General features: G+C 66.9%; 16 protein-coding genes. 8 read left to right on the top strand and 8 right to left on the bottom strand.

What is annotated here, in order from left to right; genetic code table 11:
- Positions 1 to 227: hypothetical protein (locus BDIM_RS18265; RefSeq protein ID WP_040344555.1), on the bottom strand; the 227-nt coding region annotated here is incomplete at its 3' end.
- A gap of 87 nt (positions 228 to 314) precedes the next feature.
- On the opposite strand from BDIM_RS18265, the gene ftsH reads away from it, so the two are divergent.
- Positions 315 to 2,267, top strand: a complete 1,953-nt coding sequence (gene ftsH, locus BDIM_RS01825) for an ATP-dependent zinc metalloprotease FtsH (RefSeq protein ID WP_003163855.1) — start codon at positions 315 to 317, stop codon at positions 2,265 to 2,267.
- A gap of 77 nt (positions 2,268 to 2,344) precedes the next feature.
- Here the strand turns inward: ftsH and rnk are convergent, their stop codons facing one another.
- Positions 2,345 to 2,755 (bottom strand): nucleoside diphosphate kinase regulator, encoded by a 411-nt coding sequence (rnk, locus tag BDIM_RS01820; protein WP_003163854.1) that lies wholly within the window; start codon positions 2,753 to 2,755, stop codon positions 2,345 to 2,347.
- 451 nt (positions 2,756 to 3,206) lie between these two features.
- Between rnk and folP the strand changes: the two genes are divergently transcribed.
- Positions 3,207 to 4,031, top strand: a complete 825-nt coding sequence (folP, locus tag BDIM_RS01815) for a dihydropteroate synthase (protein WP_003163852.1) — start codon at positions 3,207 to 3,209, stop codon at positions 4,029 to 4,031.
- 3 nt (positions 4,032 to 4,034) lie between these two features.
- Here the strand turns inward: folP and BDIM_RS01810 are convergent, their stop codons facing one another.
- Positions 4,035 to 4,502: an SRPBCC domain-containing protein gene (locus BDIM_RS01810; RefSeq protein WP_040344553.1), complete on the bottom strand. Its 468-nt coding sequence runs from the start codon at positions 4,500 to 4,502 to the stop codon at positions 4,035 to 4,037.
- A 267-nt stretch (positions 4,503 to 4,769) separates the two neighbouring features.
- Between BDIM_RS01810 and BDIM_RS01805 the strand changes: the two genes are divergently transcribed.
- From BDIM_RS01805 to BDIM_RS01795, 3 genes are read left to right on the top strand one after another with little or no spacing between them, the layout of a single operon-like run.
- Entirely contained in the window at positions 4,770 to 5,114 is a 345-nt protein-coding gene (locus tag BDIM_RS01805; protein ID WP_003163849.1) for a DMT family transporter, read from the top strand.
- On the top strand, positions 5,111 to 5,902 hold the full coding sequence (gene thiD, locus BDIM_RS01800; RefSeq protein ID WP_003163848.1) for a bifunctional hydroxymethylpyrimidine kinase/phosphomethylpyrimidine kinase: 792 nt from the start codon (positions 5,111 to 5,113) through the stop codon (positions 5,900 to 5,902). The genes BDIM_RS01805 and thiD overlap by 4 nt, the downstream gene beginning before the upstream one ends.
- 41 nt (positions 5,903 to 5,943) lie before the next feature.
- Positions 5,944 to 6,528 (top strand): nucleotidyltransferase family protein, encoded by a 585-nt coding sequence (locus BDIM_RS01795; protein ID WP_003163847.1) that lies wholly within the window; start codon positions 5,944 to 5,946, stop codon positions 6,526 to 6,528.
- Here the strand turns inward: BDIM_RS01795 and BDIM_RS01790 are convergent.
- Both BDIM_RS01790 and BDIM_RS01785 read right to left on the bottom strand, forming a co-directional pair.
- A complete protein-coding gene (locus tag BDIM_RS01790) occupies positions 6,513 to 7,058 on the bottom strand; it encodes a hypothetical protein (RefSeq protein WP_003163846.1) in 546 nt (181 codons plus the stop codon). The two genes, BDIM_RS01795 and BDIM_RS01790, sit on opposite strands and share 16 nt — an antisense overlap.
- Before the next feature lie 108 nt (positions 7,059 to 7,166).
- On the bottom strand, positions 7,167 to 8,543 hold the full coding sequence (locus tag BDIM_RS01785; protein ID WP_040344551.1) for a flavin-containing monooxygenase: 1,377 nt from the start codon (positions 8,541 to 8,543) through the stop codon (positions 7,167 to 7,169).
- 525 nt (positions 8,544 to 9,068) lie between these two features.
- Here BDIM_RS01785 and BDIM_RS01780 point away from each other — a divergent pair.
- The 3 genes from BDIM_RS01780 (at position 9,069) to BDIM_RS01770 (ending at position 12,161) form a co-directional block, all read left to right on the top strand.
- The gene (locus tag BDIM_RS01780; RefSeq protein WP_003163844.1) at positions 9,069 to 10,025 is read left to right on the top strand and encodes a glycosyltransferase family 9 protein; all 957 of its coding nucleotides are present in this window, start codon (positions 9,069 to 9,071) and stop codon (positions 10,023 to 10,025) included.
- Positions 10,026 to 10,092: 67 nt separating this feature from the next.
- Positions 10,093 to 11,430, top strand: a complete 1,338-nt coding sequence (locus BDIM_RS01775) for a dihydroorotase (protein ID WP_003163843.1) — start codon at positions 10,093 to 10,095, stop codon at positions 11,428 to 11,430.
- Positions 11,427 to 12,161 carry a prephenate dehydrogenase/arogenate dehydrogenase family protein gene (locus BDIM_RS01770; protein WP_003163842.1) on the top strand — a complete coding sequence of 245 codons (735 nt, stop codon included), beginning with the start codon at positions 11,427 to 11,429 and terminating at the stop codon, positions 12,159 to 12,161. The genes BDIM_RS01775 and BDIM_RS01770 overlap by 4 nt, the downstream gene beginning before the upstream one ends.
- A 3-nt stretch (positions 12,162 to 12,164) precedes the next feature.
- Here the strand turns inward: BDIM_RS01770 and BDIM_RS01765 are convergent, their stop codons facing one another.
- The 3 genes from BDIM_RS01765 to BDIM_RS01755 are packed head-to-tail and all read right to left on the bottom strand — an operon-like array spanning position 12,165 to position 14,069.
- Positions 12,165 to 13,085: an alpha/beta hydrolase gene (locus tag BDIM_RS01765; RefSeq protein ID WP_003163841.1), complete on the bottom strand. Its 921-nt coding sequence runs from the start codon at positions 13,083 to 13,085 to the stop codon at positions 12,165 to 12,167.
- Positions 13,086 to 13,104: 19 nt separating this feature from the next.
- Positions 13,105 to 13,785 (bottom strand): SdpI family protein, encoded by a 681-nt coding sequence (locus tag BDIM_RS01760; protein ID WP_003163840.1) that lies wholly within the window; start codon positions 13,783 to 13,785, stop codon positions 13,105 to 13,107.
- Positions 13,782 to 14,069 (bottom strand): metalloregulator ArsR/SmtB family transcription factor, encoded by a 288-nt coding sequence (locus BDIM_RS01755; RefSeq protein WP_040344549.1) that lies wholly within the window; start codon positions 14,067 to 14,069, stop codon positions 13,782 to 13,784. Before BDIM_RS01755 ends, BDIM_RS01760 begins: the two co-directional genes overlap by 4 nt.
- Positions 14,070 to 14,242 lie beyond the last annotated feature (173 nt).

Here is a 14,242-nt window from a genome sequence, read left to right as displayed (position 1 = left end):
CCGCTGGGCGGTTGGCGCAACTTTCCGACCTTGAGCGCGCCGTTCTGGCGCCCCTGCCGCCCGCCGCGCGCGCCGCTGCGCCGGTGCTGATCGATCCCGAAGGACGGCCGGTTCTGGCCTGGCGCGAGGCGTGTGTAAGGGCGCTGGCGTCGCGACGTCTGGCGCTCGCCCTGGCTGCGTTCGGGGGCGAAACGACGCAGGAAGACGGACTCTTTCAATCCCTTCATGGCGAAACGCCGCCGTCTGACCTATTTTCAGAGAAAGACTGCTGATCGACGGACCGAGCGCGGCCGCGTCGAGGAACCGAGGACCGAATGAACCTGCGCAATTTCGCCATCTGGGGCGTGATCCTTCTGGGACTGGTGACGGTCTATGCTGCGATCAGCCAGAACGGCGGCGCCCCCGCCATGCCGGGCGCCAAGGGCGCCGCGGCCGCCGGTCGCCCCGAACCCATCACCTATTCTCAGCTGATGACCGCCGTTGAGCGTCAGGAGATCAAGTCGATCGTCGCGCGCGGCGAGACGATCACCGGCGTCTTCAAGAACGACAGCAAATTCACCGCCGTGACGCCGGTGCCCAACGCCGAGCTGGTCGAGCAGATCCGTAAGTCCGGCGTCGAGGTCGAGACCAAGAGCACGCGCCAGCCGTGGTGGTCGGGCCTGCTGGGCCTGCTGCTGCCGGTGGCGCTGATCATCGGCTTCTGGCTGTTCATCATGAACCGCATGCAGGGCGGGGCGAAGGGCGCCATGGGCTTCGGCAAGTCCAAGGCCAAGCTGCTGACCGAGCACAAGGGCCGCAAGACCTTTGACGACGTCGCGGGCGTCGACGAGGCCAAGGACGAGCTGCAGGAGGTCGTCGACTTCCTGAAGGATCCGGCCAAGTTCCAGCGTCTGGGCGGCAAGATCCCCAAGGGCGCCCTGCTGGTCGGCCCTCCGGGTACGGGTAAAACCCTGCTGGCGCGCGCGGTGGCGGGCGAGGCGGGCGTGCCCTTCTTCTCGATCTCGGGTTCGGACTTCGTGGAGATGTTCGTCGGCGTCGGCGCCAGCCGCGTGCGCGACATGTTCGAACAGGCCAAGAAGAACGCGCCGTGCATCATCTTCATCGATGAAATCGACGCCGTGGGCCGTCACCGCGGCGCCGGCCTGGGCGGCGGCAACGACGAGCGCGAGCAGACGCTGAACCAGCTGCTGGTCGAGATGGACGGCTTCGAGGCGTCCGAGAACATCATCCTGATCGCCGCGACCAACCGTCCCGACGTGCTGGACCCGGCCCTGCTGCGTCCGGGCCGCTTCGACCGTCAGGTCGTGGTGCCCAACCCTGATGTCTCGGGTCGCGAGCGCATCCTGCGCGTTCACATGAAGGACGTGCCCTTGGCCGCCGATGTGAATGTGAAGACCCTGGCGCGCGGCACGCCGGGCTTCTCGGGCGCGGACCTGGCCAACCTGGTCAACGAGGCGGCCTTGATGGCGGCCCGCAAGGACCGTCGCATGGTCACGCACCGCGACTTCGAGGACGCCAAGGACAAGGTCATGATGGGCTCCGAGCGGAAGTCCATGGCCATGAACGAGGAAGAACGCCGCCTGACCGCCTATCACGAGGCCGGTCACGCCATCGTCGCCATCAACGTCAAGATGGCCGACCCGGTGCATAAGGCGACCATCGTCCCGCGCGGCCGCGCCCTGGGGATGGTGATGCAGCTGCCGGAAGGCGACCGCTACTCTATGAAGTTCCAGCAGATGATCGACCGCATCGCTATCATGGCGGGCGGCCGCGTCGCCGAGGAGCTGATCTTCGGACCGGAGAGCATCACCTCGGGCGCCAGCTCGGACATCGAGCAGGCGACCAAGCTGGCGCGGGCCATGGTCACGCGCTGGGGCTTCTCCGAGAAGCTGGGCACGGTGGCCTATGGCGAGAACCAGGAAGAGGTTTTCCTGGGCCATTCGGTGTCGCGCAGCCAGAACGTCTCGGAAGAGACGGCCCGCATCATCGACGAAGAGGTCCGCCGCATCGTCACCGAAGGTTGGGAAGAGGCGCGCCGCATCCTGACCGAGAAGGCGGGCGACCACGAGAAGCTGTCGCAGGCCTTGCTGGAGTACGAGACCCTGTCGGGTGACGAGATCAAGGATCTGCTGGAGAACGACCAGCCGCCCAAGCGCGACGACGAGAACGATACGGTCGTCGGTCCGTCGCTGTCGGTCCCGGCCACGCCGGAAGACGAGGCGGCGCCGCAGGCCGAGCCCGCCGTCCAGCCCGCGACGAGCGCGTAGAGCCTGTCCGGCAAGCCGATATGAAAAGGGGCGCGTCCGTCGGACGCGCCCCTATTTTTGCTCTGATCGAAAGCGGTTCAGCCTACGGCCGCTTCGGCGTCCTCGACCTTGACTAGGGTCAGCTTGCGCGCAGCGCCGGAGGTGTCGGGCCAGTTGATCGACTGGCCTTCCTTCAGGCCGATCAGTCCCGCCCCGACATAGGACAGGATGGAGACGCGCCCGGCGTCGATATCGGCGTCCTTGGGCAGCACCAGCTGGACGCGACGCACCTCGGGGCTGTGGTCGTCGACGTACTGAAGCCAGCGGTTCAGGGTGACGACGTTCTTGGGCATGGCCTTGGGCTCGCACACCTTGGCGCGGTCCAGTTCCTGTTGCAGCAGGCCGGCGGGGCCTGAGCCGGGCAGGTCGCCGACCAGGCGGTCCAGGGCGTCGAAGTCGTCGCTGCGAAGCGTGATGGCGGGCAGGGCGCCCTTGCGGGGGGTGGTCATGAGGAAAACTCTCTGGAAATTCGGGCGACGTCAGGCGGCCGAGGGGCCGTCGTCGTCGGGCTGTTCTGGATCGGCATGTTCGGGGTCGGACGGCGCCCCGGGCGCGGTCGGTCTCCGAAAAGGAATGATGTCGGCGCCGCGCGGCGGTTCGCCGGGACGGCTGTCGTCCGTAGTGTCTGGGCGGCGTGTCATGGCGCAAATCTACGCGAGCGGCTTCAGGCCGGCGCGGTCCTGCAAAATGAATGGGGGAAACAGGAGACTTAAAGCAACTTGGTCCCGTAACGGGCGCCCGGCGCAAGGCGCACGGCGGACCGCTACGGGTTAAAGGCCTTCGACGCGGCGTCCCGCGTGGGTGAGGCGTCGAGCCTGGCTGACGAAGCGTTCCATTGCCTTTAGAGGCTGGACCCAGGCGCGGTGAAAGTCAAACTGCGGCCTCTGGAGTCGATGTCGCATGACCCATCAATCCCTCGTGAAGCCGCCGCTCGTCATGGGCATCGTCAACGTCACGCCGGACAGCTTTTCCGACGGCGGGCGCCACGCCACGGCCGAGGCGGCGCTGGTTCACGCCCTGAAGTTGATCGAACAGGGAGCCGACGTTTTGGACGTGGGCGGAGAAAGCACGCGCCCCGGTTCGGATCCGGTTGATGAGGCCGAAGAGATCGCCCGCGTCGCGCCCCTGATCGCCGAGATCCGCGCGCGCTGGGGCGGCCGGATCAGCATCGACACCATGAAGCCCGCCGTCGCCCGCGCCGCCGTCGCCGCCGGGGCGACGATGTGGAACGACGTCACGGCCCTGAACCATGAGCCCGACAGCCTGGCGACCGCCGCCGAACTGGGCTGCGAGGTGGTGCTGATGCATATGAAGGGCGCGCCCAAGACGATGCAGGACGACCCGCGCTATGACGACGTCGTGGCCGAGGTCGTCGCCTTTCTGGCGGCGCGGGCCGAGGCGGCCGTGGCGGCGGGTATCGCGCGCGAGAAGATCTGGCTGGACCCCGGCATCGGCTTCGCCAAGACGACGGCCCACAATCTGACGCTGACGGCGCGACTGGGCGCCCTGGTCGATCTGGGCTTTCCGGTCCTTTACGCCGCCAGTCGCAAGCGTCTCATTCAGGGCGTGGACGCCGCGGCGATAGAGACGGGCGATCGTCTGGGCGGCTCTCTGGCCCTGGCGCTGGAGGGCGGGCGGCGCGGCGCCCGCATGGTGCGGGTCCACGACGTGCGCGAAACGGTCCAGGCTCTGAAGCTTCAGGCGGCGGTGACGGCGGCCGGTTAGGCCTCAGCCCTTCCAGTCAGGCAGCACCTGATCGGGGAAGCGATCGACGATGAATGTCGGCTCGATCGCCCGCTCCAGCCACAGCTTGGCGCCGGCTAGAACCAGGGTGAAGCCTTCCATGGCGTCCAGCGCGGCCTTCGCCCCTTCGTCCGTGGCGGGAAAGCCCCGGTTGAAGATTTCGACCCAGGTCGTCTTGCCGCGCGCTTCGAAGCGCCATTCGACCTCGGTCGGCTGATCATCCAGGTTCCAGTCGACAAGAATTCGCCGGTTAACCTGAACATCCTTGACCAGGACACGCGTCGAAACGCCGTACATCCCCCAGGTCCATGTCACGGTCGCCCCCTGTGACAGGCGACGATCGCCGTGTGTGAACCAGAACCACGACGTCACCCCTGGTTCGGTAAAGGCTTGATAAACCTCATCGATGGGGCGTCGAATAAGTATTCCAGTATGAACTGTGGGCGTCGACATGCAGACCCATTCTCTTTGGGAATCGAGGCGGCAACGCTTGTAGTCGAGTAATTGTTTCTGTGGCGTGAATAAAAGAATGCAACCTGAGTGATAACTCAATATCGACGAACATTACCATGTGTAAATATTTATAGTGATCGTTGTTCGTGCATGCTTTTGTGGTGATGGACTGTCCTGTGGGCGCGGAGTGCTGGGATCGGCTGGTGCTTGCGTTGCAAGGGCAGGCGGCCTCTTGTCTGAATGGGCGCCATCCGCCATTCAGCCGTCATGTCTTGGCTTCTGTCTCTTAATCCCTGGCTGGTTCTCGTGGTGGCGGGGCTGTTCGAAGTGGGCTGGGCGTCCGGCGTCAAATACGTCGGCGTGCAGCGGCCGCTGATCTCGCTGGGCGTGGCCGTAGCCTTGGCCGCCAGCATGGTCGGGCTGTGGGCCGCGACGCAGCGCCTGCCGGTCGGCACGGCCTATGCCGTGTGGACGGGCATCGGCGCCGTGGGCGCGGCCGTGGTCGGGGTGGCCGTCTATGGCGAGCCGGCGACGGCGGTGCGGGCGGTCTGCATCCTGCTGATCGTCGCGGGCATCGTCGGGCTGAAGCTGTTCTCGGGCGTGACGGTATGAAAGGCCGGGTGCTGATCCTGGCGGGCTCGGATTCCGGCGGCGGCGCAGGCATCCAGGCGGACATCAAGGCCGTGACCATGCTGGGCGGGTTCGCCGCCACGGCGATCACCGCCATCACCATCCAGAACACCCTGGGCGTTCACGGCGTCCACCCCGTGCCGCTGGAGGTGATCGAGGCCCAGGCCACGGCGGTGCTGGACGACATCGGCGCCGACGCCCTGAAGACCGGCATGCTGGGCTCGGTCGAGGTGGTGAAGAGGGTCGCCGGTTTGATCGACTATGCGGGGGGCGTTCCGGCCGTGGTCGATCCCGTCATGATCGCCAAGGGCGGCTCGCCCCTGCTGGAGGACCGCGCCGTCGAGGCCGTCCGCCGCCTGATGGTTCCGCGCGCGGCCCTGCTGACCCCCAATGCGCCGGAGGCCGAGGCCCTGACCGGGCTGGAGGTCGCCGATCTGGACGGCCAGCGCCGCGCGGGCGAGGCGCTGTTGAACATGGGCGCGCGGGCGGTTCTGATGAAAGGCGGCCATGTGCCGGGCGCGACGGTGGTCGACCTGTTGCTGACAGCCGACGGCGAGACGGTGCTGGAGAGCGAACGGATAGAGACGCGCCACACGCACGGCACCGGCTGCACCCTGGCCAGCGCCTGCGCGGCGGGGATCGCCAAGGGGCTGCCCCTGCCGGTCGCGGTGGCGGAAGCCTGGGCCTATGTCGCCGAAGCCATCCGCCGCGCGCCCGGCCTGGGTCAGGGTCACGGTCCGCTGGATCACGCCTGGCCGGTGCGGGGCTGAGGCCGCTTGGCGCGGCGCCGGAATCGCCCTCACAGGACGGCATGACCCTGGAAGCTCGCCTGACCGAGATCGTCCGCGCCGACGCGGGCCTGATGCACGTATTGACCGTGATGCGGGAACTGGATCTGCCCGACTGGCGGCTGTTCTCCGGCGCCGTCTATCAGGCGGTGTGGAACGCCCAGACAGGCCGCCCGGTCGGCTATGGGATCAAGGACTACGACATCGGCTATTTCGACGCCGACACCTCCTGGGACGCCGAGGACGTCGTCATCAAGCGCGTCGCCGCCGCCTTTGAGCCGCCCCTGCGCGATCAGGTCGAGGTGCGGAACCAGGCGCGGGTCCATCTGTGGTTCGAAGACAAGTTCGGCGAGCCCTATGACCCCTTGACCTGCACCGACGACGCCCCGGCCCGCTTCGTGGCTCCGGCCTTCGCCGTGGGCGTGCGGCTGGAGGCGGACGACGCGATCAGCGTGGTCGCGCCCTTCGGACTGGAGGACGTGTTCGCCATGACCATCCGCCCCAATCCGACGCGCGGCCTTGCCAAGGGTTGGGAACGAGTGATCGCCAACGCTCGCGGCCGCTGGCCCGAGATCACGGTCGTCGACGGGGCTCAGCCGACGGCGTAGCGCGCGGTGATCCCGTCCGGCTGGAAGTCGTGGGCGGCCAGCCGGTCCAGCGAGGCGAGGACGCGCGCGGCGAAGGCGTCGGGGTCGCCCTCCTCGACGGCGGGCCGCAGCCAGTCGGTGACGACGGCGCGCGCCGGATAGGTTCCGACCGGGCCGGGCGCGCTCAGGGCGACCTCGATCCCCTCAGCGATCCAGCCCGCCACGGTGATGAAGAAGTCCATCCCGAGCAGAAAGTCCGAACGGCGCAGGACATAGAGGGTGATGATCCCGTCCTCGACCCCGTCAGGCCGCACGATCACGCCGCTGCGGTCGGGACGCCAGTCGTCGGACAGTTCGACCGCCCGCCACAGGCAGAACCAGACCCGACAGGTCTGCGGCCGGATCTCATGCACGGAACACCCCGCGCCGTCGACGCAATAGGCGCACAGTTCGCCCGTCGGCTTGGCCAGTTCGGGCAGGTCCAGCGGGATCACGCGGCAGCATTCGACGCAGCCGCCGCAGGTGCGCTCAGGAAGAAGGGGCAGGGACATGGCCGCCGTCTAGCGCAGGTCGGGCGCAAATGCGCGGGCTTTGACGGAGCTCTGGCGCACGGGGCGCCCCGCCCTGCGACCCGCCGGACCGCAGGGCGGGGCCATGCATCAGGCGCGCGCGGCCTGGCTGCGGGTCGAGGGCAGGCGCAGATAGGCTTCCAGCGAGTCGTCGAACGCCTTCATCCAGGGCACATGGTGACGCGCCGCCAGCGTGCCGGTCAGGACCGAGCGATAGCATTTGTCGCGATAGCCCATGATGTCGGCCTTCTTGTCCTTCTTCCACTGCAGGAAGATCCGGTTGATGTTGTCGATGTCGAGATCCGGATAGTCGGTCTGGGCGATCAGGCGCTTGATGTATTCGCCCTGGTATTCAAAGGCCTCGGCATCCGTGCGGATTTCGACCTCCTTCTCGCGCCAGTGGTCGTTGGCGGCCTCCATGTCCGCGCGCGACGGCAGCTGGATGCGGTCCATGATGATGTCGCGCGTCAGCCAGGCCTGGGCGTCGAACATGTTGAAGCTGTACCAGAGATCCTGCATCCCCAGGTAGAACAGCTTGGGATTGGGCGTGAAGGCCACGCCTTCATACAGGTTCAGCGGCCACAGACGGTTGCTGGTCTTCAGGCGCAGTTCGTCCGGCAGGAAGGGGAAGTGGTGCTTGTAGCCGGTGCACAGGATGATGGCGTCGACGTCGCGGCGCGTGCCGTCGCTGAAGTGGGCGGTCTTGCCGTCCACGCGCGTCAGGCAGGGCTTTTCCTCCCAGCCCTTGGGCCAGTCATAGCCCATAGGCCGGCTGCGATAACTGGTCGTGACTGATTTCGCGCCGTATTTGTAACATTGGGAGCCGATGTCCTCTGCCGAATAGCTGGAGCCGATCAGCAGCACGTCCTTGCCCTTGAACTCGGCCGCGTCGCGGAAATCGTGGGCGTGCAGGATGCGGCCGGGAAACAGGTCGAAACCCGGATAGGACGGCGCGTTCGGCGTCGAAAAGTGGCCGGTGGCGACGATCACATGGTCGAACGTCTCGGTGGTGCGGCGACCGGCCGAATAGTCCTTGGCCGTCACGGTGAACCGGCCCGACGCCTTGTCGAAGACCACGTCCTTCACAGCGGTGTTGAACCGGATGTACGGGCGAATGTTCGCCTTGTTCACCCGGCCTTGGATATAGTCCCACAGGACTTCGCGCGGCGGATAGGAAGAGATCGTCTTCTTGAAATGCTCGTCGAAGGTGTAGTCTGCGAACTCAAGGCATTCCTTGGGGCCGTTCGACCACAGGTAGCGGTACATGCTGGCGTGAACGGGCTCGCCGTTCTCATCGATGCCGGTGCGCCAGCTGTAGTTCCACATGCCGCCCCAGTCCTTCTGCTTCTCGTAACAGACGATCTGGGGGATGTCCGCGCCCTTGTCGCGGGCCGACTGGAAGGCGCGGAGCAGGGCCAGTCCCGAAGGGCCGGCGCCGATGATGGCGATACGTTTTTGCTTGGGCATATTCACTCTGGGCTGATGGGTCAGAGGCCCCGGCGCAGGGCGGCGCTGCGGCCGCAAATCACACGGGGCGAACGAAGGGCCGAACCGCCAGCACTCCCAATATATGGAATGAGGTCATGGAATCGGCGCGCGAAAATATAAAATCGTCTTAATATTTTAGAGTTCATACTTATCGGATTGAGTGTTTATCTTTATAATTCTTCGATTGATCGGCAACATCAGAACAAATGTCTTTTTAGCGAATATGAAGAAATATTCTCCAAGTTGTTCTCATATTGTCATTTCAATCCTTCGATTATGAAACAATGTTGGCCTGATCGCAAATTTCGACCACCGAAGCACAATTTCAAGGCGCGTCCGAAAAGTCGTTTCTTCCCGCTGTCAGGGCGTTTGGCGGGGTGCGAGCGCGCCGCTAGCCCGTGCGCTTCGTCCGACTCGAGGACGATGGGGCGGTTGGCGTGCAGCGGCGGCCCGCCGTCCTGCATTCCCGCTGAATTCCGAAGAGAATCCGGCTAGACTCAGCCCATGCATGGTCGTTTTCCGATCCTCTACATCGCCGAGGCGGACGCCGAGGAGGCGGTCCTGTCGTCGGGCGTGTTGGCCCAGTTGGTCGAGGCCATCCCTCAGGCGACCTTCACCGTCGTCGGCTCGCCGGCCAGCGCGCCGCTGTTCGCCGACCTGCCGCGTCTGCAGCGGCTGATCACCCTTGACCGCGACGGGCGCTGGGACTGGATCGCCCTGTGGAACCAGGTGCGCGAGACCAACTGGGGGCTGGTGGTCGACATGCGCGGCTCGACCCTGTCGGGCAAGCTGCGGCGCCAGCGTCGGGCGGTTCGGGGCAAGACCCTGCCGGGCGTGCATCTGGTGGAGCAGGCGGCGCGGACCCTGCAACTGGACGAGATTCCGCCGCCGAAACTGTTCATCGCACGGGATGCGCAGGAAGCGGCCGACGCCCTGATCCCGCCGGGCGAAGGTCCGATCCTGGCCGTCGGGCCGGGCGCAGACTGGATCGGCAAACGCTGGCCCGCCGATCGCTACGCCAAGGTCGCCATCTCCCTTCTGGGCGAGGGCGGGCCGCTGGCGGGCGGACGGCTGATGATCGTGGGCGAGGAGGCGGACCGCGACGCGGCCCAGACCGTCCGCTCGGCGGTCAAGCGCGACCGGGTGATCGAACTGCAGGGGCGGCTGACGCGCCTGCAGACGGCGGCGGCCCTGTCGCACGCGGACCTCTATCTGGGCGGCGACTCCCTGTGGACCCAGCTGGCCGTGGCGGCGGGCGTTCCGGCAGTGGCGGTGTTCGGCCCTTCGGACGAGACGCTGAAACGCCCGTGGACCGGCGTCGCCGTACGCGGCCCGCGCACCCTGGATGAGTTCCGCGAACTGGACCCGCGCCTGAACCAGCACATCCAGCACATGATGGACCTGCCCTATGAGCGGGTGCTGAAGGCGGCGAAGAAGCTGCTGGCCGAACGGACGGCCTGATCGCCCTCGGCTTGCGTCTCCAAGCCTTCGGCGCGCATAAGCGCCGGAACTTCAGGAGATGCGCGCGATGACCCAGACCTATGACCTGATCGTTCGGGGCGGCGAGGTGGCCAACCACGCCGGGCGCGGCAAGGCCGACGTCGGCGTCATCGACGGCCGCATCGCCTTCATCGGCGACCTGTCTCAGGCCTCGGCCGGAGAGGTGTTCGACGCCACCGGCCTGACCGTCCTGCCGGGCGTCATCGACACCCAGGTCCACTTCCGCGAGCCGGGGCTGGAATGGAAGGAAGACCTGGAGACCGGCAGCCGCGCGGCGGCTCTGGGCGGCGTCGTCGCCGTGTTCGAGATGCCGAACACCAACCCCAATACGACCGACCCCGACACCATGGCCGACAAGCTGGCGCGGGCGAAGGATCGGATGTGGACCGACCACGCCTTCTACGTCGGCGGCACGCATGAGAACGCCGAGCATCTGGCCGATCTGGAGCGCCTGCCGGGCTGCTGCGGGGTCAAGGTCTTCATGGGCGCCTCGACCGGCGACCTGCTGATCGCCGACGACGAGGGCGTGCGCAAGGTGCTGTCGAACGTCCGCCGCCGCGCCACCTTCCACTCCGAAGACGAATACCGCCTGGTTGAGCGCCGCAACCTGGCCCGCACCGGCGACTGGACCAGCCACCCCGAGGTCCGCGACGCCGAAAGCGCCATCATGTCCACCCGCCGTCTGGTGGGCCTGGCCAAGGAGACCGGCGCCCGCATCCACGTCCTGCACGTCACGACGAAGGACGAGATGGAGTTCCTGCGTTTCCACAAGGACGTCGCCACGGTCGAGATCACGCCCCAGCACCTGACGCTGGCCGCGCCGGAAGCCTATGAACGCCTCGGCGCCTACGCCCAGATGAACCCGCCGATCCGGTCGCAGGAGCATGTCGACGCCCTGTGGCTGTGGGGCATGCAGCAGGGCGTGGCCGATGTGCTGGGCTCGGACCACGCGCCGCACACCAAGGAAGAAAAGTCCAAGCCCTATCCGGCTTCGCCTTCGGGCATGCCGGGGGTGCAGACCTTGGTGCCGCTAATGCTGACCCATGTGGCCAACGGGCGGCTGTCGCTGGAACGCTTTATCGACCTGACCTCGGGCGGGGCGCAGCGGGTGTTCGGCACCGCCAACAAGGGCCGGATGGCCGTCAGCTATGACGCCGATCTGACCATCGTCGACCTGAAGGCGAAGAAGACTATTACGCACGACCAGCAGGCCACGCGCTGCGGCTGGACCCCCTTCGACGGCTTCGAGGCTACCGGCTGGCCGGTCGCCACCATCGTGCGCGGCCGCGTGGTGATGAAGGACGGCGAACTGATCGGTCAGGCCCACGGCCAGCCGGTGCGATTCCAGGAAACGCTGGCGGGGTGAGCGGCCCAAAGCCCCAACTCGGCCTGATCGGCTTCGGCGCCTTCGGGCGGCTGACGGCGAAGCATCTGTCGCCGGGGTTCGACATCCTCGCCCATGATCCGGCGGCCAGCGACGACGAGGGGCTGGCGCGGCTGACCGCGCTGGAAGAGGCCGCCGCCTGTCCGGTGGTGGTGCTGGCCGTGCCGGTCGGCGTGTTGGCGGAAACGGTCGCGGCGATCGCGCCGCACCTGACGCCGGGGGCGTTGGTTCTCGACGTCGGCTCGGTGAAGGTGAAGCCGGCCAAGGTCATGCTGGACGGCCTGCCTGACGGCGTCGGCATCGTCGGAACCCACCCCCTGTTCGGCCCCCAGAGCGGCAAGGACGGCATTGCGGGGCTGAGGATCGCCGTCTGTCCGGTGCGCGGCGACAAGGCGGCGTGGCGCGTGGCCGCCTTCTGCAGGAAGGCGCTGGGGCTGAAGGTCTTCGTCGTCACGCCCGAAGATCACGACCGCGAGGCGGCGACGGTGCAGGGCCTGACTCATCTGATCGCCAAGGTGCTGCTGGCGATGGAGCCGCTGCCGACGCGCATGACGACGACCAGCTTCGAGCGCGTCATTCAGGGCGTCGACATGGTCCGCCACGACAGCGCAGCGGTGTTCCGCGCCATCGAACACGACAACCCCTTCGCCGCCGAAGTCCGCCGCCGCTTCTTCGACCTGGCAGAACAGGCGCGGTCGGAACTGGACGATTAGGGCCTAGCGCGGTTTCAGGATGAAATCCGCCACGGCGGGCGCGACTTCGGCGCCCAGGGGAATGGAGGCGTCGCCATAGGTCGCGGCGTTGCCGGCGCGGTCCATCGGAGCCGGGCGCAGGACGTGGTTAAGGCCGTCGAAGATTACGACCTCAGCCCTGGATTGGGACTTCGCCAGGCGCTCCGCATTGGACAGGGGCACCTGAATGTCGGTGGAGCCGTGACCGAGCAGGACCGGACGGTCGTATTCAGCGATCAGCGCTTCGGGATCGACCATTAAGTAGGTGATCAGGTAGGGCTGGACCGACGGGCGGAACAGGGCGGCCAGGGCGGGCGGCGTCTGGGCGACGGTGCGGCCCGCTTCCAGTTCGTCCAGAATGGCGAAGGCGTTGGCCTTCATGGCTTCGGGCAGGGCGGCCTCAAGCTGGCGGCGTACGGCGACGCCCGCACGCTCACCGACGGGCGACAGCAGGACCAGGCCGCAGACCAGAGGGTTGTCGGCCGCCGCGGCCTGTCCGACCAGCGCGCCTTCGCTGTGTCCGATCAGCCAGACGCAAGGTTGGCCTGTCCGCTCCGCCGTCAACCGGGCCCAGGCCTTGGCGTCGTCGATCATGGTGTCGAAGGTCAGGCTGGCCTCGTTCGTCGCCGCCGCCGCGCTGGCGGCGATACCGCGCTTGTCATAGCGGACGGTCGCCACGCCGCGCTCGGCCAGGCCTTCGGCAAGTTGGCGATAGACGCCGCCCGTCACGCCGATTGGGCTGTTCCCATCGCGGTCGGTCGGGCCGGAACCGGCGATGATGACGGCGGCGGCGCGTGTCTGATCTTCTGGTGCCAGCAGGGTTCCGTGCAGGGGGGCGGGCGTCGAGGCCAGCTCGACCGGCGTCGAAACCGGCGAGAGCAGCAGGGCGGCGGCGAGGGTCAGCATGCTTGTCTCCGTCTTGAGATCAGAAGGGCTGGCGGTCGGGATCGGTGCGCCACACGCGCCAGCTTTCGAACACCGACCAGACGGCGGCGATCAAGACGCCGCCGATCAGCAGGCCGAAACCCAGGGGCTGGGGCGCGACGGGGGCGGTGATCAGGCCGAGCACGCCCAGCCAGAAGAAGAGGCGGCCCGCCAGCCGGTTGGAGCGATCCCAGGCCAGGCGGCTCTTGTAATTCCAGGGGGTGCGCAGGCCGACGATGGGATTGGGCGCGACCCGGCCCATGAAGGCGCCCATGACCGCGAACAGCAGGCTCATCAGGGCGGCGATCAGGGTCATCGATGGAGCCGCTTGCGACGCAGCGTGGCCCAGGATCGTCCAGACTATGAAGGCGCTGACGCCGCCAATGGCCAGCAGCGAGACGAGTTGGCCGACCTCCAGCCCGCGCCGCCGGGCGGTGTCAGGCGTGCGCTTGGCGTACCAGCTCATCGGTCCGGCCGTGATCGCGGCCATGAAGGCCATGAAACCGATCACGCCGGCCAGTTCGTTGCGGTCGCCCCAACGATCGGGTTGGCCGTGGATGTCGAAGTGCATGGGCAGGGGCGTGGTCGGACCAGCGGTCAGAACCCAGACGGCGAGGGCGACGAGGCCTGCGATCGTCAAGGCGGTGAAGGCGTCCAGCACCGTGAAGCGGATCCTGGTCATTTCGGCGTCTCCTTCTCGTCCGTTCTGCCTGTTCCGCTGAGGTCCATCAGAAAGGCCAGGGCCTCCTCGACCGCCGAAATCTCCAGCCGATAGCGGATCGACTGGCCGTCGCGCTCAGGGCTGACCAGACCGGCTTCCTTCAGCGCGTTGAGGTGGCCGGTGATGGTCGGCCAGCTCATGTCGAAGGCGGCGGCGATGTCGCCGGACGCCAGCGGTCCCTTGCGCAACATGGCGATGATGCGCCGCCGCACCGGATGGGAGAGGGCCTTGAACAGGCTGTTCATAGGGAAGAGGATAATTAGGAAATATCCTAAATACAAGCCGCGTTTGGTCGAGGCTCACTCTCAAACTGGCGTCTGCTGGGATGAGCGGGAGAAGATGAGTTGTCCTTTCCGGGATGACGGGGGGAGACGGGCGGCCTATGGCTTGGCTTGGTTCATTGGCGTGAGGCAGGCAT

This window comes from Brevundimonas diminuta ATCC 11568, assembly GCF_000204035.1.
In the GTDB taxonomy this organism is placed as follows: domain Bacteria; phylum Pseudomonadota; class Alphaproteobacteria; order Caulobacterales; family Caulobacteraceae; genus Brevundimonas; species Brevundimonas diminuta.
The sequence above is the reverse complement of the archived record's forward strand: the minus strand, read 5'-3'. Positions and strand labels throughout refer to the sequence as shown.

Excerpts from the sequence above, each read along its gene's own strand:
- ftsH (WP_003163855.1), top strand. The coding sequence starts at position 315 with ATGAACCTGCGCAATTTCGCCATCTGGGGCGTGATCCTTCTGGGACTG.
- rnk (WP_003163854.1), bottom strand. The coding sequence starts at position 2,755 with ATGACCACCCCCCGCAAGGGCGCCCTGCCCGCCATCACGCTTCGCAGC.
- folP (WP_003163852.1), top strand. The coding sequence starts at position 3,207 with ATGACCCATCAATCCCTCGTGAAGCCGCCGCTCGTCATGGGCATCGTC.
- BDIM_RS01810 (WP_040344553.1), bottom strand. The coding sequence starts at position 4,502 with ATGTCGACGCCCACAGTTCATACTGGAATACTTATTCGACGCCCCATC.
- BDIM_RS01805 (WP_003163849.1), top strand. The coding sequence starts at position 4,770 with ATGTCTTGGCTTCTGTCTCTTAATCCCTGGCTGGTTCTCGTGGTGGCG.
- thiD (WP_003163848.1), top strand. The coding sequence starts at position 5,111 with ATGAAAGGCCGGGTGCTGATCCTGGCGGGCTCGGATTCCGGCGGCGGC.
- BDIM_RS01795 (WP_003163847.1), top strand. The coding sequence starts at position 5,944 with ATGACCCTGGAAGCTCGCCTGACCGAGATCGTCCGCGCCGACGCGGGC.
- BDIM_RS01790 (WP_003163846.1), bottom strand. The coding sequence starts at position 7,058 with ATGTCCCTGCCCCTTCTTCCTGAGCGCACCTGCGGCGGCTGCGTCGAA.
- BDIM_RS01785 (WP_040344551.1), bottom strand. The coding sequence starts at position 8,543 with ATGCCCAAGCAAAAACGTATCGCCATCATCGGCGCCGGCCCTTCGGGA.
- BDIM_RS01780 (WP_003163844.1), top strand. The coding sequence starts at position 9,069 with ATGCATGGTCGTTTTCCGATCCTCTACATCGCCGAGGCGGACGCCGAG.
- BDIM_RS01775 (WP_003163843.1), top strand. The coding sequence starts at position 10,093 with ATGACCCAGACCTATGACCTGATCGTTCGGGGCGGCGAGGTGGCCAAC.
- BDIM_RS01765 (WP_003163841.1), bottom strand. The coding sequence starts at position 13,085 with ATGCTGACCCTCGCCGCCGCCCTGCTGCTCTCGCCGGTTTCGACGCCG.
- BDIM_RS01760 (WP_003163840.1), bottom strand. The coding sequence starts at position 13,785 with ATGACCAGGATCCGCTTCACGGTGCTGGACGCCTTCACCGCCTTGACG.
- BDIM_RS01755 (WP_040344549.1), bottom strand. The coding sequence starts at position 14,069 with ATGAACAGCCTGTTCAAGGCCCTCTCCCATCCGGTGCGGCGGCGCATC.